This window comes from Rhodococcus sp. P4_B6, from assembly GCF_056402215.1.
The window spans coordinates 1-23011 of record NZ_JBFUHV010000146.1; the positions used below are offsets into that span (position 1 = coordinate 1).

Annotated in this window: 18 protein-coding genes and 2 pseudogenes; 9 read left to right on the plus strand and 11 right to left on the minus strand. The window is 65.7% G+C overall.

Annotated elements, in window-relative coordinates; translation table 11 throughout:
- Positions 1-367: 367 nt before the first annotated feature.
- The 3 genes from AC1DWT_RS39275 to AC1DWT_RS39285 all read right to left on the minus strand — a co-directional run bounded on the left by AC1DWT_RS39275 (position 368) and on the right by AC1DWT_RS39285 (position 4014).
- Positions 368-745: a phage holin family protein gene (locus AC1DWT_RS39275; protein WP_206016282.1), complete on the minus strand. Its 378-nt coding sequence runs from the start codon at positions 743-745 to the stop codon at positions 368-370.
- Positions 746-1300: 555 nt separating this feature from the next.
- Positions 1301-2041, minus strand: coding sequence for a polysaccharide deacetylase family protein (locus AC1DWT_RS39280; RefSeq protein WP_206015624.1), 741 nt, complete (start codon positions 2039-2041; stop codon positions 1301-1303).
- 1286 nt (positions 2042-3327) lie between these two features.
- Positions 3328-4014 (minus strand): DUF998 domain-containing protein, encoded by a 687-nt coding sequence (locus tag AC1DWT_RS39285; RefSeq protein WP_206015623.1) that lies wholly within the window; start codon positions 4012-4014, stop codon positions 3328-3330.
- Between the two features lie 227 nt (positions 4015-4241).
- On the opposite strand from AC1DWT_RS39285, the gene AC1DWT_RS39290 reads away from it, so the two are divergent.
- Positions 4242-4961: a rhomboid-like protein gene (locus tag AC1DWT_RS39290; RefSeq protein ID WP_206015622.1), complete on the plus strand. Its 720-nt coding sequence runs from the start codon at positions 4242-4244 to the stop codon at positions 4959-4961.
- Between the two features lie 31 nt (positions 4962-4992).
- Here AC1DWT_RS39290 and AC1DWT_RS39295 read toward each other — a convergent pair.
- Positions 4993-5163: pseudogene (locus tag AC1DWT_RS39295) on the minus strand (DNA-binding response regulator); the annotation flags it as partial.
- 1521 nt (positions 5164-6684) lie between these two features.
- On the opposite strand from AC1DWT_RS39295, the gene AC1DWT_RS39300 reads away from it, so the two are divergent.
- The 3 genes from AC1DWT_RS39300 (at position 6685) to AC1DWT_RS39310 (ending at position 9632) form a co-directional block, all read left to right on the plus strand.
- Positions 6685-6903 (plus strand): NfeD family protein, encoded by a 219-nt coding sequence (locus AC1DWT_RS39300; protein ID WP_206015621.1) that lies wholly within the window; start codon positions 6685-6687, stop codon positions 6901-6903.
- 44 nt (positions 6904-6947) lie between these two features.
- Entirely contained in the window at positions 6948-8084 is a 1137-nt protein-coding gene (locus tag AC1DWT_RS39305) for an SPFH domain-containing protein (protein ID WP_206015620.1), read from the plus strand.
- A gap of 624 nt (positions 8085-8708) precedes the next feature.
- A complete protein-coding gene (locus AC1DWT_RS39310; protein WP_206015619.1) occupies positions 8709-9632 on the plus strand; it encodes a HAMP domain-containing protein in 924 nt (307 codons plus the stop codon).
- Positions 9633-10069: 437 nt separating this feature from the next.
- Here AC1DWT_RS39310 and AC1DWT_RS39315 read toward each other — a convergent pair whose 3' ends face one another.
- The 3 genes from AC1DWT_RS39315 to AC1DWT_RS39325 are packed head-to-tail and all read right to left on the minus strand — an operon-like array spanning position 10070 to position 12480.
- Positions 10070-11386 (minus strand): sensor histidine kinase, encoded by a 1317-nt coding sequence (locus tag AC1DWT_RS39315; RefSeq protein ID WP_206015618.1) that lies wholly within the window; start codon positions 11384-11386, stop codon positions 10070-10072.
- Positions 11383-12063, minus strand: coding sequence for a response regulator transcription factor (locus tag AC1DWT_RS39320; protein ID WP_275957908.1), 681 nt, complete (start codon positions 12061-12063; stop codon positions 11383-11385). Before AC1DWT_RS39320 ends, AC1DWT_RS39315 begins: the two co-directional genes overlap by 4 nt.
- A gap of 54 nt (positions 12064-12117) precedes the next feature.
- Complete coding sequence (locus AC1DWT_RS39325) at positions 12118-12480, minus strand: hemophore-related protein (RefSeq protein ID WP_206015616.1); 363 nt, start codon at positions 12478-12480, stop codon at positions 12118-12120.
- 766 nt (positions 12481-13246) lie between these two features.
- On the opposite strand from AC1DWT_RS39325, the gene AC1DWT_RS39330 reads away from it, so the two are divergent.
- Positions 13247-14869 (plus strand): LCP family protein, encoded by a 1623-nt coding sequence (locus tag AC1DWT_RS39330; protein ID WP_241031597.1) that lies wholly within the window; start codon positions 13247-13249, stop codon positions 14867-14869.
- Positions 14870-15303: 434 nt separating this feature from the next.
- On the opposite strand, the gene AC1DWT_RS39335 is transcribed toward AC1DWT_RS39330, so the two are convergent.
- Together AC1DWT_RS39335 and AC1DWT_RS39340 are read right to left on the minus strand one after the other, a co-directional pair.
- Positions 15304-15990, minus strand: coding sequence for a rhomboid-like protein (locus tag AC1DWT_RS39335; RefSeq protein WP_206015615.1), 687 nt, complete (start codon positions 15988-15990; stop codon positions 15304-15306).
- 284 nt (positions 15991-16274) lie between these two features.
- On the minus strand, positions 16275-17189 hold the full coding sequence (locus tag AC1DWT_RS39340) for an undecaprenyl-diphosphate phosphatase (RefSeq protein ID WP_206015614.1): 915 nt from the start codon (positions 17187-17189) through the stop codon (positions 16275-16277).
- A gap of 1066 nt (positions 17190-18255) precedes the next feature.
- Here AC1DWT_RS39340 and AC1DWT_RS39345 point away from each other — a divergent pair.
- A pseudogene (locus AC1DWT_RS39345) lies at positions 18256-18952 on the plus strand (MspA family porin).
- 1042 nt (positions 18953-19994) lie between these two features.
- Here AC1DWT_RS39345 and AC1DWT_RS39350 read toward each other — a convergent pair.
- Positions 19995-20204, minus strand: a complete 210-nt coding sequence (locus AC1DWT_RS39350) for a hypothetical protein (protein WP_206015613.1) — start codon at positions 20202-20204, stop codon at positions 19995-19997.
- A gap of 7 nt (positions 20205-20211) precedes the next feature.
- Here AC1DWT_RS39350 and AC1DWT_RS39355 point away from each other — a divergent pair, with 7 nt between their 5' ends.
- From AC1DWT_RS39355 to AC1DWT_RS39365, 3 genes are all read left to right on the plus strand, one after another.
- Entirely contained in the window at positions 20212-20670 is a 459-nt protein-coding gene (locus tag AC1DWT_RS39355; protein WP_206015612.1) for a hypothetical protein, read from the plus strand.
- A gap of 188 nt (positions 20671-20858) precedes the next feature.
- Positions 20859-21134, plus strand: coding sequence for a DUF1259 domain-containing protein (locus AC1DWT_RS39360; protein ID WP_206016280.1), 276 nt, complete (start codon positions 20859-20861; stop codon positions 21132-21134).
- 24 nt (positions 21135-21158) lie between these two features.
- On the plus strand, positions 21159-22202 hold the full coding sequence (locus AC1DWT_RS39365; protein WP_477924758.1) for a YncE family protein: 1044 nt from the start codon (positions 21159-21161) through the stop codon (positions 22200-22202).
- Positions 22203-22461: 259 nt separating this feature from the next.
- Here the strand turns inward: AC1DWT_RS39365 and AC1DWT_RS39370 are convergent.
- Positions 22462-23011, minus strand: a 550-nt coding sequence (locus tag AC1DWT_RS39370; protein WP_477924760.1) for a polysaccharide deacetylase family protein, incomplete at its 5' end; no start/stop codon positions are given.

Here is a 23011-nt window from a genome sequence, read left to right on the forward strand (position 1 = left end):
CGCCGTGACCTGTGCGGACAGCCCCGTCAGGTCCGCCATCTCCCGCAGCATCCCCACCCCGGCATGCGACACCACGCCCCGTCCGTCGGCGGAGACTTTCACCCGTGAACCCGCTGCGATACTCTTCACCTGCGAAGTGCCTTCCCGTCAGCATTATGGAACCCTAGAGAAGTCCCATTATGCCGTGCAGGACAGGCACTTTCGCTTATCTGCACACCCCGGTCCGCGCTCCCGCACGAAAAATCCAGGCTAACCACACTACGGTGGCGGGCCGTCACCACCACAGGCCCGCACCGACGGCCGCAAGGCGCCCGCGGCACGAAGTCCACGACACCCGAAATCGCCTCTTACGCGCCCCGCCGTCCCTTCACGCACCCGACTTCTTGTTACGCAACACCACCAACGGCAGCACCAGAGTGGCCACCGCGGTCACCAGCCACACCACCAGAGTCGCCAGAATCCACGTGCGCCACCCATCGATACTCAAACCACCGACCAGCGATGCGATCACCAACGCCACCAACGTCGACACGAGCCCGACACCACCGAGAAACGCCGACGCGTTCTGCGCCACCACCTTCCCGATGAACGGAGACAGCACACTTTGCGCCACCGCAAACACCACCACCGCGGTGACAAATCCCGACGCAGCAATCGAAACCCCCGGCAGGAGCCACTGCGCCACCAGCAAACCGATCGCCGCCGACCCCAAAAAGACCACGACCCGAAGAAGGAAACGAATCATCCGAAACGCCCTCTCTACCATAACAATCAGCGCGAATTGGAGATTGCGACAACGTGCACGCGGATCCACCACATGCCCATCTCCCCCTCCCCCGGGATGGCCCCGTCCACACCCTCGACTTCACCGCAGCCTCCAGTTCCGACGTTACGCCAACTGCACCACAATCACGGTGCTCGCACCGCCCGGTGACCGCCGCCTGACGGCGCACAATCGTCCGCGCGAATACCCCGCCACACCGGCACCGATCCGCACCGCGGCACCCCACACGGCGAGATGACCTCCGTAACCGTTGAACGTCGGCATGTCCGCCTCAGTGACCCCTCCGGCGACTTTCCGATCATGACGAAGAACACCTTCAGTCGTACGCGGTGGCCGGCACCGTGCTCGGCAGGGATCGGGCCGCGACCGTGCCCAGGTAGTCGTCGAGCATCCGACGCCCGAACCATGGGAACGCCGCCATCGTCGAGCAATCGCTCGGAACTCTCGCCCCCGGTGAGCAGTCCGCCGCCGTTCCCCGACCATGCACCGAAGCCCAGAGCTCGGCCGACAGTCGGATCAGGCCAGGCTTCCGGCACCGCTGAGGGTGACGAACTCGACGCCCGCCGAACGCAGTTGCGGCACAGCAGCAGCGAGACCCTCCGCGGTCCCGCCCGCCGGGCGGTTGACGTGCATGATCACCACTGAACCGGGCGCCGTCGAGGTGACCGCGGCCTGCACCTTCGCGGCGGGCAGGGTGGCCCCCGCATCGCCGTTCACCGTGAATCCCATCACCTGCTCGCCGAGATCCCGGACGATGGCCGCCGCCACCTCATCACAATGCGCCGCGCCGGGGCGGAACCACCGCGGCGGCCGGCCCATGATCTCGAGCAGCCGGTTGTGGTTCACCCACACCTCGTCGATCACCTCCGCCGGCGACCTGGTGCCCGCGATGCCGTACGCGGATTTCCCGGTCACCGATAGCGGCAGGTGCCGGGTGCCGTGGTTCGCCAGCTCGACAAGTGGGTTTCCCGCCAGCTGCGCGGTGAGCCCGGGGTTCGCATCGATCCAGCGGCCGTTCACGAACACGGTGGCCGGCAATCTCTCGCGTTCGAGCAGTCCCAGCAGATCCGCATCGACGCCATCGCCCTGAGGTCCACCGCAGGCGTCGAAGGTCAGCGCGATCCGATGCTCCGCCGCCGCGAGCCTGGTGGCGGTGCCGGTGACAGCGACACCCCATTCGTGCGGTACGGCACCCGCATACTTCGCCGCGATCGCCGCCGTATCCGGCGGCAGGGGCGGGGCGGGGCAGGGAGCCAACCGTCGGGGATCACCCCGTCCGGGACCCCGGGAATCGGCGACGCCTCAGCGACCGCGGGACCGGCGAGGTCGACGTAGCTCTGCATCGCAACAGCCACACCCCCGCCGAGCAGCCCCAGCAACACCGCCCGACGATTCGCTCGCGCATACATGCGCCGAGACTAAACCGCCCGCCAGAGCGGGCCCTCACCGATCCCGGAACAACTCCATGAACACAACCCGAACAGCGTGCCCGCACAACGACAGCGCCACCGCCGGGCTCACTTGCCGGGTCTGACGCATTCGTGCCTCCGACGCCGGCGAAACCCTTGTGGAGCCACCGCGGGCCGCGGGCGGCCCGTGCCGACCCCTCACTCAAACCGGGCCGGCTCGACTCGCAGTGCGGCGGACCCGGTGGCGATTCGACAACCACGGGTGGCGCGCGCTTGACCAGTAGTTGGTGTCGGTACTCGTATCGGCGGCGGGGTTCCCGATGAGGGAAAAGATGACAGGAGAGGACAGAACAATGGCCCGGAATCCGAGCGCCCCATCCGGGCAATCGCGCTGCCCGGATGGGGCGCGGCATCCGAGCAGACCGACGGGGAGGGCGGCCCAAGCCAGGACTTCTGTAGATCCCGGGAAAGCGTCACCCCCATCGGGTACCACACCCCGCACAGACAATGTCGAGCAGATCACCGTTGCGAACACGATAACAGTGAACGATGCGACGAAACATATTCGTGTCGCAGACTTTTCGAGTTTCTCGGTACGAATTGTCCGAGACGTCCGGTAACGTAGCCGCTCTCAGTGAATTGTCAACGATCATCGCGTACCGTTCAGCCGCCATCTCTGTGGCCAAAGCGAAACCCACTGCCCCGCAGCGTTGGAACCGCACCGCGTCTCGGTGATTTCCCCGGGGTTGTCGATGGCCATTTTCTGGGCGATCTGGCAAGGAAACTTCCGACATTCCTAGATCGTGACGCCTCGTGCACGGAGTCCATCCGCGAATCACTCAATCCAATGGCACACGGGATGGCCTGGTCACGCTCCGCGTGACGAACCGCCACGGCCGGTGGAAGCCATCACAACTGGTCGGGTGTTCGACATTTTTGGTCGCCGGTTCAAAGCGATACCTTCAACGGGACCGACCCGAAGTAGATCGCCGAGTCGGGCGACGATTCATCACGCAGAGTCGGTCCTCAATAGTCGTCCCGACTCGTCGGATGTCGGAGCCGCCTGCGACGCTGAGACGCCGACCCGGCTGAGCCCGCCACGGCGTATTCCCGCGCTCGTCCCCCAATTGACTCCTACTGGGGCGCTGAGCTGTATAACACCCGAGGTTTAACACATGGGGTGGGACCGACCGAGGTGCGACCGGAGAATGCCGCCGCCCTGACCACCGACAGCAACACCATCGCCCCGGTCACCACCATCCAGATCGGCAACGGATACAGAATGATCCGCTCGGTCACGCCGAAATGCACACTCGGAACGGCAAGAAGTACGCCACCGGCAAGTCCGGCGAGAGCGCACACCGTCGACCAGATCGCCGTCCACCGCCTCCGGTCCCACAATCCCCACGCGACGAGGCCGAGCACGACGTGCCGGGCCACGAACGCGGGCAACACCGCAGCGAGATGGATCATGGGGCCGTAGTTCGTGGGAAACAGTCCCGTCGCAGCGGTGCTCAATCCGGTGACCACTGCCAGCGTCATCGTCCATCCGTGTAGGCGCCCGGAAGGTAGGTGCCCGCGCAGCAGAATCGCGCCGACCGTCATCAACAGTCCCATGGCGACGAACGAAAGGTTCATGAAGGAATGGAGCGGTGAACACACCTGGCTGCAGTTGGTGACACCGAGATCGCTGATCGAGTTGTAGACGAAGCTGTACGGCGTCCTCCACGCCTCTGCGGTCAGGGTTTCCGACAACAGGTACCCGATGGCAAGGGTCCACACGATGCCGCCCGCAACCCGTCGATAGTCGTACGTCGTCATACTCTGCTTCCTGCGAATGCGCGGGGAGGGAGCCGCCGGGTGCACACACGATTCCTGGAGCCCGGCAGCTTCGATCCCAATCGAGGGTACCCGATTCGTGACAGTTCTGTTATATAACTGTTACATAATGGGTGCTGTTCGCTTACCGCCGATTCGCAGGTTGTTCACAGCGACCTCACAGCGTCGACGCTTAATCTGGACCGGCCCCCCACCGTACGGAGTTCGACATGACCGCGCCCGCCACCATGCCCGGCACGGCCAGGCCTGGAATCGCTCTTGTCTCGCCGGAGCACTGCCGCGCTTTTGCCATACGTGCACGCCGTTACTTCACCGGCGCACCCGCGACGCTGGTGTACCTGTTCACGCTGCTGGTCACGTGGTGGACCATGCAAGGCACCGATCCCAGCCTGACGCATCATCTCATCGTCAGCGCATCGACGAACCTGCACAACATGCGTGCCGACCCGTTGCAGGTCCTCGTCGCCTCCGCGTTCTGGACCGACTCCACGGGGTTTCCCTGGCTGATGATTGCCGGATTTCTGCTCGTGATGGTCGCCGCCGAACGTCGGCTCGGCACCCGCCGCTGGATCGCCACCTTCGCTGCCGGTCACGTCGGGGCAACCTTGGTCACCGTCACCGGCATCGCCTGGGCGCTCGATCACAACTTGCTGGCGGTGAATATCGCGCGCACCGCGGACGTCGGCACCAGCTACGGCTTCTACGCCGTGGCGGCCGCGTTCACCATGCAATTCACCGGCCGCAGCCGGCTGATCTGGGCGACCGCGCTGATCGGCTATCTGACCCTGGCTGCGTCGTACGGGCAGTCCTTCACCGATTATGGGCACCTCGCCGCGATCGCCATCGGCTTCGCCACCCACCCTGTCGCCACGCTCGTCTCTCGCCGGTGGGCGCGCTCACGCCTCTCGGAACGGGCTCCCGCCATCTAATCCTCCCGGGGGATCGCCACCGGACTCGCACGGCTTCTGTCGCCCGGGACATCGAGCGCACGGTGATCACATGCCGTGGGTGCTCCGGACTATGCTCGAGTTCGCGCAGCAGCTGTGCCGGATACATCCGCAGATAATGGGTTTCGGTGGCGTAGGCGGGTCCCCGCACCTCTCGCAGCAGCCTTCGTCCGACGAGTTTGCCTCAGCTGCACGCCCGAATTTTCGAGCATGCCCATGCGGTCGATGCCACGGGAATTTCGGGGCCGACGCACCGAGACACGGCACTTCCCACGGCCTTCGGCACCCGGCTCACTATACGGACCAGTCGACAGCCGCCTATCGCAGGACACGTGTCATCGGGTATGCGGGCAGCTCCCACCGGCCCAATGGGGTTGGCACCGGTAGGAGCCGCTTTCACCGACCGGTCATCTCTCGCCAAGGAACGGCGGCCGGTGGGCTGCCTGGTATCGGTTGCATCGATGGACAGCATCTGAATGCTATTCCAGCGCAATCTCATACGGAACCCGACAACTCGTGATTCTTAGCGGAGTCTCAGTAACGCCGGATCCGCAGGGGCGACCGAGTCGGTAGCCGGCACCACACAGTACGCAAAGCGGACATAGCGCGTCACTCTCAGCGAATTCTCAACGTGCGCAGCGTAGGGTGGTGCGCACCGAACGCGAGAATATGCACGGTGAATACATTTGCATTCCAGCAGCTTTGGAGAGAGACCACTCTCGCCGGGCGATCCGAGACACGAATGCGGCATGACAGTGTCATGGCCCTTCTCGGTCATGATCCTTCTCGTCGTCGACGATGAGGATCGAGGCCGCCAGGCAGGCCTCGAAAAGACCCGCTGGCCCACCGGGAGGACATCGTCCACGAGAGGCACCGATCGCGAGCCCCCTGGGGGTGTGGCGTCGATTCACCTCTCGGTGTCGACCGATACCCGCTGCGCGGGCGCGGGTGAGGCCGACGTGCGCCCAGTCCGCCAATGCGGTAGTCGTCCACCCGTCCCGGTGGTCTCGCGTCGTGTGGTGCAAGAGTGGGCGCGTCCCTCTGCGACGGAGGGCGAAGCCCCGACCTCGTGCCGGCCAACGAGCGGCGTGGCACGCAGGTGACCGGTTGCCGACGTCGGCCTCGACGCCGAGCCGTCGTCCAGCACCTGCCCGCAAACCTGACGCCCTTCCCGGCCGCCTCACCGGCCACCGAGACTGTGACGCGCGTCCTCGCCGGGGATGGCGGCTGCATGTCGGCGCAGACCGGCCGCACGGACCCCGGCGGCCTCATCGTTGAGCAGGTGCGCGGCAGGGCCACGCTGGCAGCGATAGGAACCGGCACGAGCGATAGGACCGGTTCAAATATCGGGCTCTGCCTTCCACTTGGGTGGATCTAAAGGGGTTCCGATGGCCCCTTCTTTCCACCCTGTTTCACGTACAGGACGTAGGCGACGACCCCGACCAGAATGAGTATCCCGACGATTTCCATTCAGGGCGGATACCCGATCCCCCGGGTTCCACGCGATACGTGACGGATACGGACCTGACCGCCGTCGGCCGACAGCGAAGTCGACGTCCGCGTCGGTATTGGCGGTCGTCTCGCCGCCTCCAACTGCCGGAACACGGTGGTTTCTCCCCGCCACCGCGACGCCACTCGCGCACTATGCACCTGCCCCGGTGGAGCGAGGATGCGCGGCAGGGTCTGCTGGAGGAGCATTCGAAGGGTGGATGAGGTTTCGCTGATCGGCTCCATCGGGTCGTTGACCGTGGCGACCCGCGGTATCGCGGGGGCCGGTGAGGTCCTGCTGCAGGTGCGGGGGTCGAAGGAGGCCTACCTGGCATGGTCGGACCAGCCCCTGCCGAAGGGCACCGAGGTACTGGTGATAGATGTTCGCGGCTCCCGGACGGTTCAGGTGGAACCCTGGCCCGGTGTGGATTTCTGACAAGCCTCATCGACACACACAGCGGATCGGCAAAGGAGTCCAACATGTTCGGCTACAAAGTTCCCGCACCGGACGAGGCGATGCTGGTCTCCGGGGGCCGACCCGAAGGCGACGCGCCGTTCCGCGTGGTGACCGGTCACGGCGCCTTCATCATGCCGTTGTTCCGCAAGGTCCGGTTCCTCACGTTGGCAATGTGCGAGGCCGAGGTCGAGGAACGATGCGTCACCCAGCAGGGAATCACCCTGAACGTGCGTGCCGTCATCGCCTTCAAGGTCGGCAACGACAGCGAAAGCATCGTCAGCGCCGGGCAACGATTCCTGTCGGACCAAAGTCAGATGTCGGTCCTGACCGGGCGAATCTTCGCCGGTCACCTGCGGTCGATCATCGGGTCGATGACCGTCGAGCAGATCATCAAAGAACGACAGAAGCTGGCTTCGGAGGTACTCGACGGGTCCAAGGAGGAAATGATCAAGATCGGACTGACCGTCGATGCCCTGCAGATCCAGTCCATCGACGACGGTGCACTCGGCTACATCCTCGCGATGTCCGCACCGCACAACGCGGCCATTCAACAGCAGGCTCAGATCGCCCAGGCCAAAGCCAATCAGGCGGCCGCCGAGGCCGAGCAGGAATCACAACGAAACCAGGCCGAATTCGCTCGGCAGACCGCGATCGTGCGGGCTCAGTACAAGGCCGAGGTCGACAAGGCACAAGCTGTGGCCGCACAGGCGGGACCACTCGCCGAGGCGCAAGCCCAACGAGAGGTGCTCGCCATGCGGACCGAGCTTGCCCAGCGTGCCGCCGAGTTACGTCAGCAGGAGCTGATCTCGGAGGTCGTCAAGCCCGCCGAGGCCGAAGCCGAACGCGTCCGGATCCTGGCGGTCGCCGACGCCGAGAAGATGAAGATCCAAGCCGAAGCGGCCGCCTCACACAACCGGGTGGCCCTGGACCGGATTCTGATCGACCAGTTACCCGAAATCGTCAAACAGGCCGCCCAGGGCCTGTCTGGGGCGAATCTGACAGTACTCAACGGAGCCGACGGCCTCGGTGAAATAGCAACCGGCCTGGTCGGGCAGGGGCTGGCCATCTATGACTCGCTGCGCGATGGATTCAGCCAATCCCCGTCCCAGGACGAGCCCGACACAATCGGACTCAACACGCCACCCACACGCCAGCCGTGAAGACGATGTGCCCGACAACGGGCACCGACGACACTCGCAACGCCGCCCGAGGTGCCGCGCGAAGTAGAGGAGCACCTGAACAAAGCGACCACGAAGGAACCTCGACTGGCGAACGCCAGCACAGCTTTTCGTAAAGGGTCTGGCACCACGAACCGCGAGTGTTGCAACAACTACTCGAATTCGCGTTTGACCCCCGCCTGCCGGAATGGGGTCGAACGCAGATGCCGTTGATGCGGATCGGCGAAAGACCACCGACCTCCTCACCGGCGTCTTACCCGGCGAGAATGGCCCTGGCTCGCTCGATGCTGTTGTTCGGCTACTTGTCCGGAGGGAACGCCACCGCCGCAGGTCGCAGTCGTCCCCTGCAGCAGGGTGTCGGCTGATGGTGATCGTCACGACGGAGATGAATCATTCGGCACGACGTTGCTGCTACCTCGGCCCCGATCAGCCGGTCAATTCGGATAATGCCCTACCGCGAACAACAGCGCCGTTGACCGACCCTGCCGGCATCGGCCTTCTCAGCGGCATCTCAGGCCGCTGCGGCATACTCGGCCGATGTTGGACCGCCAGTCGCATACGGTCGAACCCGCTCGCATTCGGGGGCCTTTCCCGATGATCATGGGAATGAGGAAGCGCGGTATGTCGCTGCGGGCCCGGGTGAATCTGCTGACCGCGTCGCTGGCCGCGGCCGCGGTCTTCGTGTCCGTCGTGGCGATCTACTTCGTGACCGAGCAGTCCCTGCGTGCTCAGGTCAACGACCGGCTCAGCGCCAACGTCGATGCACTCGCCGCCAGCGCGGCCTCGGGTGCCCCGCTGGCGTTCTTCGGGCTCGGGGGATCACAAACGCTCAAGGTCGCGTTGATCACCGAGGCCGGAGATGTGATCACCGCGGGCACCCACGACGCTCCCTTCGACGACAGGGACGCGTTGCGAACCGGCCCGGAGATGGCGGTGGCGCAGGGCCACGGATCCGGCACCAGCCGGGAACTCGCGGGCTATCAGGTGCTTGCCCGGAAACTGCCCAACGGGCAGACCCTGGTCGTCGCCGAGTCCCTGCAACCGAGCAAGCAGATGCTGAGCAAGCTCCTGCTCGCGCTGTCCTCGCTGGGCGCCCTGATCATCGTCCTGTCGGTGTTTGCGGCTTCGGCCGCGATCAGCACGGGGTTGCGGCCGGTGCGCCGGCTCGTGCTCGCCACCGAACGAATCGCCCGCACCCAGGAACTCCAGCCGATACCCGTGCACGGTCACGACGAACTCGCCCAGTTCACCCGAAGTTTCAACCTGATGCTCGAGGCGTTGACCCACTCCCGTGACCATCAGCGGGCCTTGATCGTCGACGCCGGCCGCGACCTGTTCGCCCCGCTGACCGCGCTGCGCACCAACCTCGAACTTCTGATCATGGCCAGCGACAACGCAGTGCCGACGCTCAGTGACAGCGAACGCCAGGCACTGTCGTCGGACGTCATAGAGCAGATCGGGCAACTCTCCCGAATTGTCGGCGAGTTGGTGGACCGGGCCCGCGAGCGCGATCTCGCTCCTGCCCGCTGACCGAGCCGCCTGATCGGTTATCAGCCCACCGCCGACTCACCGCCCCCGAGGCCCACCCACCGGAACGATGACCACCACTTCCGCAACCCCGCCCCGCTGTCGGCAATGCGAGCGGATACTCGCTGTGCCGCAGCCTCTTCCGAGGAAATAGCCAAAGTTCAGGCAGGAACCGCCCGTCGCTCGTCCCCGCGCGTGTTCGAGGCTCACAAACCGTTCGACTACCCGTTTCCCGATCCCTTTCGGCGATGCCGGGGCCGTCATCGGTCACGGCGAATCGGTGCGCGATTGCCCTTCCTGGACACGTCGGCGTGGACGGTGGCGGCCGCATACCGGACGGCATCGTCGAAGCGACTGCGCACGGTCCGAGAACACTGGACCAGCGCATCGTCGGTCGGGCACCACGCCGCGAGCTCAATGGGATGTGCAGTGGGTTGTCGTTACGGAGTGATGGTCAAAAGGGCGCGGAGACCGCCGAGGGCGCTGCCGGAGAGGGTGATGGTGCCGCCGTGGAGGGAGGCCTGTTGTGCGACGAGGGCGAGTCCGAGCCCGGAACCGCCGACTTGCGGATGGGGTCCTCGTTCGAACCGGCGCAGGACTCGTTGACGCTCGCTGACGGGAAGGCCCACACCGTTGTCGTCGACGCGCAGCTCGAGCAGATGCCCGTGCTCGACCGATCCGGAAGGGGCGGCAGATAACTCGATTTCCGTGGCCCGCCCGTGCGTAATCGCATTGCGTATCAGATTGTCGACTGCGAGCCGGATTCCGTCGGGCCATCCGGTGACGTAAATGGGCTCGTCGCCGCGGATCGTGACACGTACGTTCGGGTCGGTGCGTGCGCACTCCCGTGCCACTCGATCGAGCAATTCGGTGACGTCGAAGGAGATGCGATCTTCCGGCCGCATCAGCTCGCCGGCGGCGAGCTGGCCGAGCGCGGTGACGGTCGATTCGACGCGGCGTTGGGTGCGGATCAGGTCGCCCACGATCTCGTCGAGGTCGCGTTGCGGAAGCTGGTGGGTGCGCAGCATGTCCAGATCGGTGCGCATCGCGGTGAGCGGGGTKCGGAGTTCGTGGGCGGCGGCGGCAGCGAATCCGCGGGCCGAGTCCAAGGCGATCCGGGTGCGGTCCTGCGCTGCTGTCATGCGCGCCCACATATCGGTGATCGCGTCGGAGAGTTCCTCGGCCTCGGCGGCGCCGCGCACCCGGGGAGGCGTGGGGTAGGTGTTCGACGTCAGAGTGCGTGTCTGAGCGATCAGTTGGCGCAGCGGGCGCACCGCCCGACCCGCGAACACCCAGCCCAGCACCGCAGCCAACGCCACGGCCGCAGCTCCGGCGAGCGCAAACCGGCGGGCCGGCGGGCCGACCAGAGCGCTGGTGGGGTTGTCGCGAACTCCCACCGACAGCAGCGCGCCGTCAGTACGGTCCGCCGGAACGGTGCGCACCCGGTAGGTGACCCCGCGAACCACTTCGGTGGTCAACCCGGCCGGGGCCGGTGGCAGGGTCACCGGTGTCGACTCGAGGACAGTGTCGCCGGATCGCAGGGTCGCGACGTACCCCTGCCCGCGGCTGATCGGATTACCGGCACTCGCCAACGCCTGTGCCACCGCGTCGACCCGGCGGTCGCGTTGCTGATACTCGTTGTTCACCCAGGTCACCGCGGACGCCCCGGCTCCGACCAGCACGACGAGCGCGGCCGCGAGCCCGGCGGCCCACGCGACCCGGGCCCTCACCGATAACGAACGCTGCGGCCTCGTCACCGCGTCGGCTCCTCGCGGACGACGAACCCGACACCGCGCACGGTCTGGACCACCCGGGCGGCGCCTCCGGCCTCGAGTTTCTTGCGGAGGTAGCTGATGAACACGTCGACGACGTTGGTGTCGGCGGTGAAGTCGTATCCCCAAACCTGCTCCATCAACCGCTCCCGCGTGATGACGACGCCGATGTTCTCACTGAGCACGGCGAGCAATTCGAACTCCCGCTTGGTCAGATCGACCCGGACGCCGTCGACGAAGACGAGCCGACTGGCCGGGTCGAGATGCACGGAACCGATCGTGCGCGCGCTGCCGCGATGCTGGAGCATTGTGCCCCTGCGCAGCAGCGCACGCAGCCGGGCCACCAGTTCGGCGATGTCGAACGGTTTGATCAGGTAGTCGTCGGCGCCCGCCTCGAGGCCGGCGACCCGATCGTTGACGGTGTCCAAGGCGCTGAGCACACAGATGGGCACCTCGTTGCCCATCGCCCGCAACGCGGTGACCACTGCGACGCCGTCGAGGCCGGGCATCTGGATGTCGAGCACCACCGCGTCCGGGGGATCCGCGGCGACCTGACGCAGCGCATCCCGACCATCCACAGCGGTGTCGACTGTGAACCCCGACATCCGCAGGCCGCGGCCCACCGAATGCCGGACATCGGGGTCATCGTCCACCATCAAGATCCTCGGATCAGCGCTCATACCCGACAATCTTGCCGCCGATCATCCACGTCGGGGCTATCGCATCCGGCACTGCTGGCGCAGAGCGTGTTCGGCCGACCGGGCGTCCTTCAACGCGGCAGCGACATCGGGGTGTGCACCGAAGTACGCCTTGGCATCCTCTTTGCGGTGGTCCTTCGGTTCCCCGCGCAGAGCGGTCAGTTCCTGGTCGACATCGGGGTGCGCCTGCAGATACGCCGACACCTTCGGGGCACTGTCGGCGCGGGCGGCGGCGATCTGGCCCACCGTGCACACGGTGGCCGGTTTCGTCCTGTCGTCGAGGTGGGAGGTCGGTGCCGCCTGAGCTGCGGAGATCGTCACCGCCCCTACAGCGCATACTCCCACTGCGATGACCGCTGCCCGCCGAGCAATCCTGTTCATCCGTGCCATCTCCGCACTCCCGTCTTGGTGGAACATCCGGCCCTCGGCCGCACACTGGAAGGCTAGGAGGCATACCTTCAGATCACGGTAATCGCGTCTGAAGAAACTCTGAGAACTCGGTCCCACAGACCTGCACCAGCTTCTCGGCGAACGCGGCCGTAGGGGGTTGGGCAACCTCACCCCCGAGTATCTTGCCGTTCGACCAGCCGCTCGCCGAATCCGAATGTATGGCTGACCCATGATTTTTAAGGTTCCCGGTGGGCCGTCGGTGCTACTTCTGATCCTGCCGCCGAAAGGCCCCCTTCTTCGGCCCGTAATCCGCCCGATATCTACAACGTCCTGACCCGCTACGACTTCCATAGATTCCACGACCCGACGGATGTCGGGGATGGAGCGGATGGTGAAGGCTTTGCCCTCTCCCCTTACTCAACCTCTGGTTGCGTACTGACGGTCCACGGCACGGCCGGGCTTGTCCGTAAAGACCTGGGGGCTGGCGAGGGTACGTCAGCGCGCTCGCGACCGGCGACCCCGTTTCGGCACACCTGTACCGGGCTCGGGACAAATGCGGGGCCGGTGGAGGATGCGCGAGGTCGATGCACCGGCGCTTACCGAATGGCTTTACTATTCGGCGGATCACCGTTGGGCTGCCGATTGCCTGGGCGAGGCGGCGCGGACCGCGGGCACCGCGGATGGTTCGATGTAACCCCTGGGTTCGGTGGCCACGATTCCCATGCAGGTCGGATGACACATTCGGAGGTTCGGGACGGTGGCAGGTCAGACACGACGGAATCCGGCGCCGCGTCACGCCCTGCGGCAACCGCATCTGAGCCGACGCAGCCGTAGTGCGGTGACCGGCCTGCGGGTCCTGTCCGCGGTCCTGTCGGGCGCGGTCCTGGTTGTCACCGGCCTTGGATGGCATGTCTATCACGGCGTCGCCGCCGGGCTGACCCAGTCCGGGGCGCTTGTCGGGGAGCCCACCTCCAGCGGTAGCGATCAGAACATTCTGGTGATGGGCCTCGACAGCAGGCTGGATGAAAAGGGGCAGCCACTTCCGGCCGACATCTACGATGCACTGCACGCCGGTGACGACAGCGTCGGCGGCTACAACGCCAACGTGTTGATCTTGCTGCATATCCCGGGCGACGGTTCGAAGGCAACCGCAATTTCGATTCCCCGCGACGACTACGTCGATTTGGCCGGGTGCACAGCCAATCCATGCACCGGCAAGATCAAACAGGCGTACGGGGAGGCGGCCGACACCGCCCGCAAAGCGATGTCGGCACGCGGCGTGACGGATGCGACGCAACTCGAACAGCAATCCCGCGACGCGGGGCGGAGGGCCGAGATCGCCACCGTCAGAAAGTTCCTCGGTGGCGTGCCGATCGACCACTTCGTCGAAGTGACGTTGGTCGCCTTCTTCCAGATCGCACAGGTGGTGCAACCGATCGAGGTGTGCCTGAACGAAGATACTTCCGACAGCTATTCCGGGGCGAAATTCCATCAAGGTGTACAGGAAATCGATGCCGCGCAGGCGGTGGCATTCGTGCGGCAACGACGCGACCCGAACACCGATCTGAACTTCACCGACCTGGATCGGGACCGCCGACAGCAGGCATTCATCGTCTCGCTGTCGAGGAAATTGCAGCAGAACGGGACACTGACCAGCATGAGCAAGCTGCAGGGAATCCTCGATGTCGCGAAGCAGAACATCGCCGTCGACAGTGACCCCGATGTGGCCTCGTTCGCGACGACGGCCAGCAAACTCACCGGCGGCAACATCGCGTTCTACACCCTTCCCATCGATCATTTCGGGCAGAACGACAACGGTGAGGACGTCAACATCGTCGATCTCTCCGCAATCCACACCACCGTCGCGCAACTGCTCGGACATGGATCCACTTCCGGATCGACACATATCGAATCCACCCCCACGCCCACCAGAACGGGCCCTGTCGACGGCGCCGAGGGGACAGTGCTCGACATCGTCAATTCCAGCGGCCGGACCGGGTTGGCTGCGCAGTTCGAAGCAGACCTCTCCGCGCGCGGATTCACCCAAGGCTCAGCGACCACGGGCGCGGTGCACCCCGCCTCCACCCTCGAATACGGCTCCGGCGCTGAACAACCCGCGCAGCAGCTCGGCGAGATCACCGGACTTGCAGCGGTCGCGCGCACCGACCTCCCAGCTCACACGGTGCGACTGACCGTCGGAACCGACTTCACAGTGCCAGCCGCTCTGTCCGTCCCCACCTCGACATCATCTGCGCCCACCGGCACCACGACGCCACCCGCCCCGATGACCCCGGTACCAGCCACCGGCACGGGCGAGAATGCTCCCGCTCCCACCGATCTGACCAGCCTCTCCGGCGCCGACGTACCGTGCGTGAAATGAGGCAGCTGCACGCCAGGCGCGGTGCAGGGTCCATGCATGCGCGACGCCGGAGGGAGGACACATACACCGGCCCAGCGCTGGCATTGTGATGATGCGAATGATCGGCTCGCCGACCACCGGCCGGTTTTGCATGGTGGCGCGGGCGCACTGGGCGGCGATGTCCGCACTGGTGTCCGCGGCCGCGATCCCGCCGCCGAGATACGCGGCGTACGTGGTCGCCGCCCGGCACGCAAGGCGCGAAGCATCATGCCACGGCTTGAACGACGCAGCGCCAACTGAGTCGCGCACAGTCGGCCCGCCAGGGAATTGACGCACTGGTCGCGGTCCCGAGTGTCGGTCGGTGCCGTGATGTCCTCGACGACCTCACCTGTGACGTCCGCGTCGGCCACGGGCGAAGAGGTCCGGCGGTCCCCGTGAGATGCGCGGCACACTGTCTACGCATCGCCCCGCATCCTGCGCACGCTTCGGATCGCATCGACCGGGGACCAGGTGCCCTTGCGTGATCGGACCAGCGGGTAGCACCCCAGACCGAGAAGGACCGAGGTGAAGTGCCCGACCGCCGTGAAGTTCAGATCCACGAACAGCGGCAGCGCGTAGAACACCAGCACCCCCGCGACATAGACGTACCGCCACGGCGCCGCAATCCGGTACGTCAGCACCGCGATCACCCCGGCCAATCCGTAGCTGACACCGTAATCGAGGGTGTCGACCGCTGACGTGGGGGCGTAGCCGTGGCGGATCGCCCAGTACAGTGCCCCCTCACTAATGTACGTCGCGCCGACGTGCGCGATCACCACCACACACAACCACCGAAGAGTCCCCAGCCAACGCTCCGCCGGGACATGGAAGACGTTGAACGAAATGAAATAGGTGAACCATCCGCCGCCGGCGAGCCAGAAGGCACTCGAGATCAATACCCGAACCGGGTCCTCGGCAAGATGATGCAAGTTGGTCGATCGATTACCCAGCACCACGTCCAAGGCGTCCGAGGGCAGGTACCTCATCACCACCGAGGTCACCAGCAGTATCGCCAACCAGATGTAGGTCCCCGGCGCCCGCCGAACATACATCCACGCGGCCCGCAGAAAGGACCGAAGTCCTGACGAGAGGGGGACGTCCATCAGAATAAGTGTGCACCGCTCCCGCCTTCTTCGCAGCACAGGGGCAGGTGCAATGCCACCAAGGATTCTCCAGGTGGTACGCCGGGACGACAGCATGCGGAACGGGCACGGTGCAGAACACATTCCACTCACTGATCGGCTTTCCGGTCGGGTGCCCCTGGTGGCCGCGCAGGCCGCAATCGCCACCGACTTGACCACCGCTCACCACTGAACCACTGCGCATCCGACACCCTCCGATACGCCGAACAGGCCTGGGTTCAGTGGCGACGCCCGGACTGGTTGAGTCAGGCGAATCGGATGATCGACAGGACCCCGGCGACCAGGCAGTAGACGGCGAACGGGGTCAACGTCCTGGTCGTGAAGTAGCGGGTGAGGAACTTCACCGACAGGTACGCGGCGACACCGGCGACGAGCGCCCCGACCAGGATCTGCCCGTGCATGCCGTCGCCCTGCGGGCCGGCGAGGGTGGGCAGTTTGAGAACACCGGCCGCCAGGATGACCGGGGTGGCCAGTAGGAAGGCGAACTTGGCGGCGTCCTCGTGGCTCAGTCCGCGGAGCAGGCCGCCGACGATGGTCACGCCCGAGCGGCTGATCCCGGCGAGGAGGGCCAGACTCTGGATCACCCCGATGCCCGCCGCTTCCCGATAGTTCAGGGCGGCCAGGGCCCTCTCCCGCGGTTCGTCCGACACCGCGTGCGGGGGTGCCCCGACCACGACCGGCTCGACCGCCGCGGCGGCCCGCCGTCGCAGCACCTCGCCGACCGCGAGGACGACACCGTTAACCGTCAGAAAGATGGCGGCGGCCAGCGGGGTGGCGAACAGGGTGCGCAGCGGGTGTTCGAGGAGCAGACCCAGGATTCCGACCGGGATGGTGGCCACGACGATCAGCCAGGCCAGCCGCTCGGTGGAGGTCTCGATGCTGCGGGTGCGGACGGTGGTGACGAACGCGCCGATGATTGCCGCCCAGTCGCGGGCGTAGTAGATCAGCAGTGCGACGGCGGTCGCGACGTGCAGGGCGACGATGAAGGCGAGGAACGGGGTACCGGAGTCGGAGTCGCCYTCGGTGACCAGGGTTTCCCATGAGCCGCCGAGCCACGCGGGCAGCAGGACCGAGTGGCCCAGGCTCGAGATCGGGAACAGTTCGGTCACGCCCTGGAGGGCGCCGAGGACGATCGACTGGGGGTAGGTCAGTGCAGACACCCGGACAGCATGGACGCCGCGGTGACCATCGGCAACCCGGACGGCACCCGCCCGAGAATTCGGTGCGGCTCGGTTCCAGCGCTGTGGGGCAGGGGTTTTCGCCATATCCACAGATGGCTGCATGACGGTACGCGATGATGGTTGAGAATTCGCTGAGAGCGGGCCACGGTCACCGGACATTCCGGACCACATGGGCGCGACGAAGCAGGACGTGATGCAGCAACAATTTTCAGAGTCAGGTCCGGGCTGTAGCATTCCGGATCGTCGGCGGTCGACGCCACCCGTCCGTCGCGTGTTACCCGATGAGGTCAATGTGTCGAGGGATCGGAACACCGCTGCTGGTCTCGGGGCCCCACCCTCCTCGACGATTCCGCTCGGAGACGCCCCGGCACGGCGAGGCGACCGTCCACCAACGGGCCATTTCGCCCGTACTTCCCGGGGTACCGATCCGGGCAAAGCGCACTGCGAGTGATCTCGAAGCCGGTGCCGCGACGCTCAACAGCAGGCCTCGGAAGGCATTCGGATGGAGGACTCCTGCCGAAGCCCTCAACGATCATCAACTCTCGATCCGACAGGGCGGCGGTGCGACGACCCCGTGACCCTGGGCTGTGAACCGACGTTCCCGTGCTGCCCCTCCCCGCCGGCCGAGCGCGGGTCGCAATGCGTACCGGCCGACGGGGTCGAGACCGCCCGAGAATGGGAGCGAGCGGCGTTGACCACACTACGGCGGAAGGCCTTCACCGTCCCTGGCTTTGGACATCGACATGTCAGCGGTGCGTAGGTAATCGTCACGTTCACGGTTCTCAGCATTCAAGAAGATCGGGTTCTGTGTGCCCGTGGATTACGGATCGCCCGAGATGGAGGATCTCCGACACGATGAACCGGAGGAGGATCGAGTAGTTCGGCGACATCACGCCAGCTCAGTACCTCACGTCCAGGCGCCATCGGGCACACCACGAAATGTCGATGTGAACTTCCGGTCAATATACCGGCACCCTTTCGCCGCGGTGGCTACGCTCAGGATGATTTGTCGTATCTGTTGCGGTGCAATCTGAATGGGGTAGTCATGACGGTCATCAGCACTTCTCGATCTGGGAACAAGAGGTTTACGCGGGCCTTGGCGGTCGCGGGGATCGCCGTGCTCGCCATGGTCATGGGCAACGGCACCGCCTCGGCCGGCGTGGACAATTCCAGCTCCGTCGTCGACGCGCGAGGCAATCGGATCGAGGTTCTACAGGGTGATACCCAGTATCAGGTGGCCGCTGGACGGTGTTCCCACCAGTGTCGAGTTCTTCCACAACGGTTACGCCGGGGTCAACATCACCGGCCCGAACGCGGCAGAGTTCACGGGCACCAAGCTCACCGTCGGCTACCAAATCGGCTACCCGATCGCATTGTCCGGCGCGACCATCGTCCTCAATTCACCCGGGCTGGGGTTCGTGATCGGTTCGAGCAACGGGATCAACCTGGGGATCCTCCCCGATCCATCACTGAGCCTGAACGCGGGCACCAACGTCGGACTCGTCGGTGACATCATCCCGTCGCAGGAACTCGACATCGACCTGGCACCGGGCGGCATCACCACCGTCCCGCTGCTGGAAAACCAGTCGTTCGACGGACCGTCGGCGTCGGTGCGCATGCAGGGTGTCCATGGCTCCATTTCCGGTGCGCTCGGTGCGGTCACCATCCGGCCGTACGCCACCGCCGTGACTTCCAGCGGTGACACCGTCACCACGTACGGTGTGCCGCAGAAACTCAACTAGTCGCGAGACAGTCGCAGGCGGCCGCGGAGAGCCGCCTGCGACGGCGAGCCTGACGATGAACGTCCGCCGGAGCCCGTCGGCCACCGAGGGCAACCGTCGCCTCGATGTCTCCTCGATCAGCTCGGCCGCGCACCCCACGACGACCCCGAGCAGGAATCCTCCGCCACGGCCGTAACTGCGTCGATAGCGTCCCGGGGTGTTCCGCCAGGTCCACTCGGCGGGCAGGGAACACCCCCAGCGGCAGACCGACGAGGATGATAATGATTCTGCCGGCGATCGCACCGAATAGGCGAGATCGAGAGCATGCACGAGCCGTCTGAAATTGGTCAGCACCACTGAAATCGGGTGTGTTGCGCGGTGTATGACCGTCCGCTGCTGAGAAAATGCTGATACGTTGGACTTATCTGAGAATACGTCGCGCTGATCGTGCACACCGTTGCCCGTGAGTAGGATTCACCTCGTGCCGCAGCTCGTCGCAACCGATACGTGGCATCTCGGCCCCGCCGGACACCTCCCCGGACGTGGCAGCGGGGGTCGTTCACGTAGACCGCTTCTACACCCCTGAACGACGACGCGATTCACCCTACGCTCCGCGCAGGCCGCCGGAACTGCTCCTACGGGCCCGGGTCTGACCGCACCTCGAATGACGCCGCGTCGCCCGCACCGTCTCGGTGCCAACCGGTTCCGCCACCATCACCGCCCCGTAACAGAGGGCCAGCGCGGGCCGGCCTTCGTTTCCGCCACCTCGCATCCACGCGCGAGGGGTCCATGGTGGTACGCGTCAGGTGCTCGGGACCTACCCGGGAAGACGGGCCCTATGCACCATCAGCGGGTGGGAGGCTGGGAAAAAAACCCGTCGGCCTCCGGCAGACAGGTGAACACCAGGCGCAGGGAGCGGTCCGTCCCCACCGCACACCCCACGAGCCGCTTCCAGTCGGCCACGACGTTCGAAACCCGGACAAGGCGATCACACCGATCGAGCATCCGACCCGAGCCGGACGAGCCGCAGAACCCCTCCTCGCTGCGACGAGCAGCTCATCGGTCACCGCCTCCGCATGAGCGCGTACGCACCCCACAGCAGCACCACGATCGCCACTCCGGCGACGATGATCGGCCAGAACGGCATGACCCGAAAGGCGACGGAGTCCGCCGTGCGCTCGGCGGCGGTGAAAATCCAGATCACGGCGAACCGACGGATCGCCCTCGATCCACCGTGTCCACCACCCCAACGCGGGCCCTGCGACATTCGCATACCCACATTGTCGCTCTCGATTATCGCCCTCAGCGATCGGGTGCCGCATCGCCCACCGACCGGCGCCGGTCGCGCCACCCCGCACGCGACGATCCACCCGTTTTCCCAGGTCGCCCTGTCATTGCACAAATTGACCCTCGCCATTCCCTCGCGGGACTCAGCGACCACCGAATCCAGGGAACGGCTCCAGAAACATCTCGATCGGTCGGCTACCGCACACACCCACACCGAGCAGGGCGATACGATGATCTACTGCTCGGCCACCCTCCTCCTGGTCGCTCTGGCCATCGCAGCGGTCCATCTTCGCGAACACAAGACGGACCCGTCGCGTCCGCTCACGCTGCTCGTCGCCGTCCTGGCGCTCGTCGTGGCAGCCGGGAGCATCGATCAGGTCTACCGCATCGGCGAATCGGGTTCGCGCGCCGCCTGGAGCGACGCCGTCTCCCCCACCGGCTCAGCCCCGTAACGCCGACCGAGCGACTGCCGTGCATCCGAGACGCTCGCCGCATCGTCGGTCTCACTCGTCTACCCACAGTGATCGTGTGGGTCCGGCGCGTTCCGCGAGTACACGTGGGCGCAACGTGCGAGTACGGTGAGTAAACGTGGGCGTACGGTGCGTCGAGAATCGACGATCAGCAGCTGTAGGTTCCGGCGATCCGTGCCGGTCCCGCCGCCGTCCAACCCGCCGTCGGCGGTCAGGCCCCGATCAACGGCGACATCGTCATGACCGGAAACCTCATGACCGGCAACGAGATCCCAGACGTGATCGACACACTGCGCAGCGGCGGCCTCGACGTCGTCGAGGCCCACAACCACATCCTCGACGACCAGCCCCGCCCGTTCTCCCCGCACTTCTCATCCGTCGGCGACAGCCTCACCCTGGCTACCACGATGTGCGAGGCGATCTCCGACGTCACGCCCGGAACCTGACCATCCAGAGCAGACAGGAGCCGGATGGACACCCGCACCGGTGACCGGCACGGCCCGAGACCAGCCCGGCTGCTGCCCGCACTCATGATGGCATCGACCCTGATCTGCGCCTGTTCCTCCGAGCCATCGTCGCCGGACAGTCGCCCGCTGCCGCTGCATTCGGTCGCGGAAATTGCCCTCCCCGGAGACAATTCACGCTTCGACTACGCCAGTCTCGACCCCGAGCGGGGACTGCTGTTCATTGCACACCTCGGTGCCAGCGAGGTCATCGAAGTCGATATTCATAGCCGGCAGGTCGTCCGGACGATCCCGAACCTGTCCCAGGCGCACGGCGTCCTCGTCGTGCCCGAGCTGCGCCGGGTGTACGTCACCGCCACCGGCGACAACCGCCTGGTCATCCTCGACGAAGACACCGCCGCCGTGCTCGGGCAGGCCCCCACCGGTGACTACCCGGACGGGATCGCGTACGACCCGGAACGCGGTGCAGTGTGGACCACCAACGAATCCGGCGGCACCGAAACGGTCATCGACGCCGCCACCGCGCAGGTGCGCGGCACCGTGGACCTCGGCGACGACGTCGGGAACGTCGTCTACGATCCGGTCGCCGACCAGATGCTGGTCGCCGTGCAGGGCCGAGACGATCTGGCCGCCATCGACCCCGAAACACTCACCGTTACCCGCCGGATCCCGTTGCCCGGCTGCCGCCACGACCACGGGCTCGCCCTCGACCCGCAAGCGCGGCTCGCGTTCGTCGCCTGCGACGACAACGCCACCCTACTCACCGTCGACCTCACGAACTGGCAAGTCACCGGTACCGCCGGGGTCGGCACACGACCCGATGTCCTCGCCTACGACCAAGGCGCGCACCGCCTCTACGTCGCCGCCGAGAGCGGCACCGTCAGTGTGTTCGACCAGCAGGGCGGACACCTCACCGCGATCGGGTCCGGGCACCTCGCCGACGGCGCACACGTCGTCGCGGTCGACGAGAGCACCCACCACACCTACTATCCGGTGCCCACCGGAACCGGAAGCCATCCCGCCCTCCTCGAMCGCRCACCCACGCCCTGACCTCGGGACCGAGGTCGGCTGTAGTCGGCAACGACGGAATACCGGACCGACGCTGCGAGTCTCCTGAGTCCGGAGAAGTGGTCGTTGATGGACGGTATTCGCATCCCGCTGGCGACGTCCCGACAATCACCTCATCAACACCAATCCACGCTACGAACCAACCACGCAGGTCCTGCTGCGTGGCACGACACAACGCCGGCGTGGGGTTGGCGCTGGCGGCCGCGCACACCGAATAGGTTCGGGCTCGCGACCGTGGGCGTTATGGCTTTTTGAACACGTCATTGAGGGTGACGGTGCGCAGGTTCCGGTTCCGGATGATCTCGACGAGTTTCGGGTAGACGTGGGTGACCGGCAGATAGTTGAGATGCCCGATGACGATTGCCTGCGGCGTGAAGTACTGGGTGGCCATCTTCACGATGTAGTCCTCGGTGATCAGCGAGGAATCCGACAACGAGCCGTACCACAGCGTCGGCACCGTGTAGCCGAGGTCGGCGGCCACGGAATCAACGGCGGCATTGTGTTTTCCGTACGGCGGCCGGAAGTACGGTGCGGCGTCGACGCCGTAGGTGTTCGTCAGGAACGTGTGGTTCTTGGTCAGTTCGTCGGCGATCCGACTCTTCGATACGGTCGTCAGGTCCGGGTGGGACCAGGTGTGGTTGCCCAGCTGGATCTGACCACTCTCGACGAGAGGCCGCAGGAGTACGGCGTTGTCGGTCCACGAGTCGTATTGGCCGTTGACGAAGTAGGTGAGTCGGACCCCGGTGTCCTTCGCGAACTGGGTGTAGAGCCGGACGACGTCGCTGTTGACG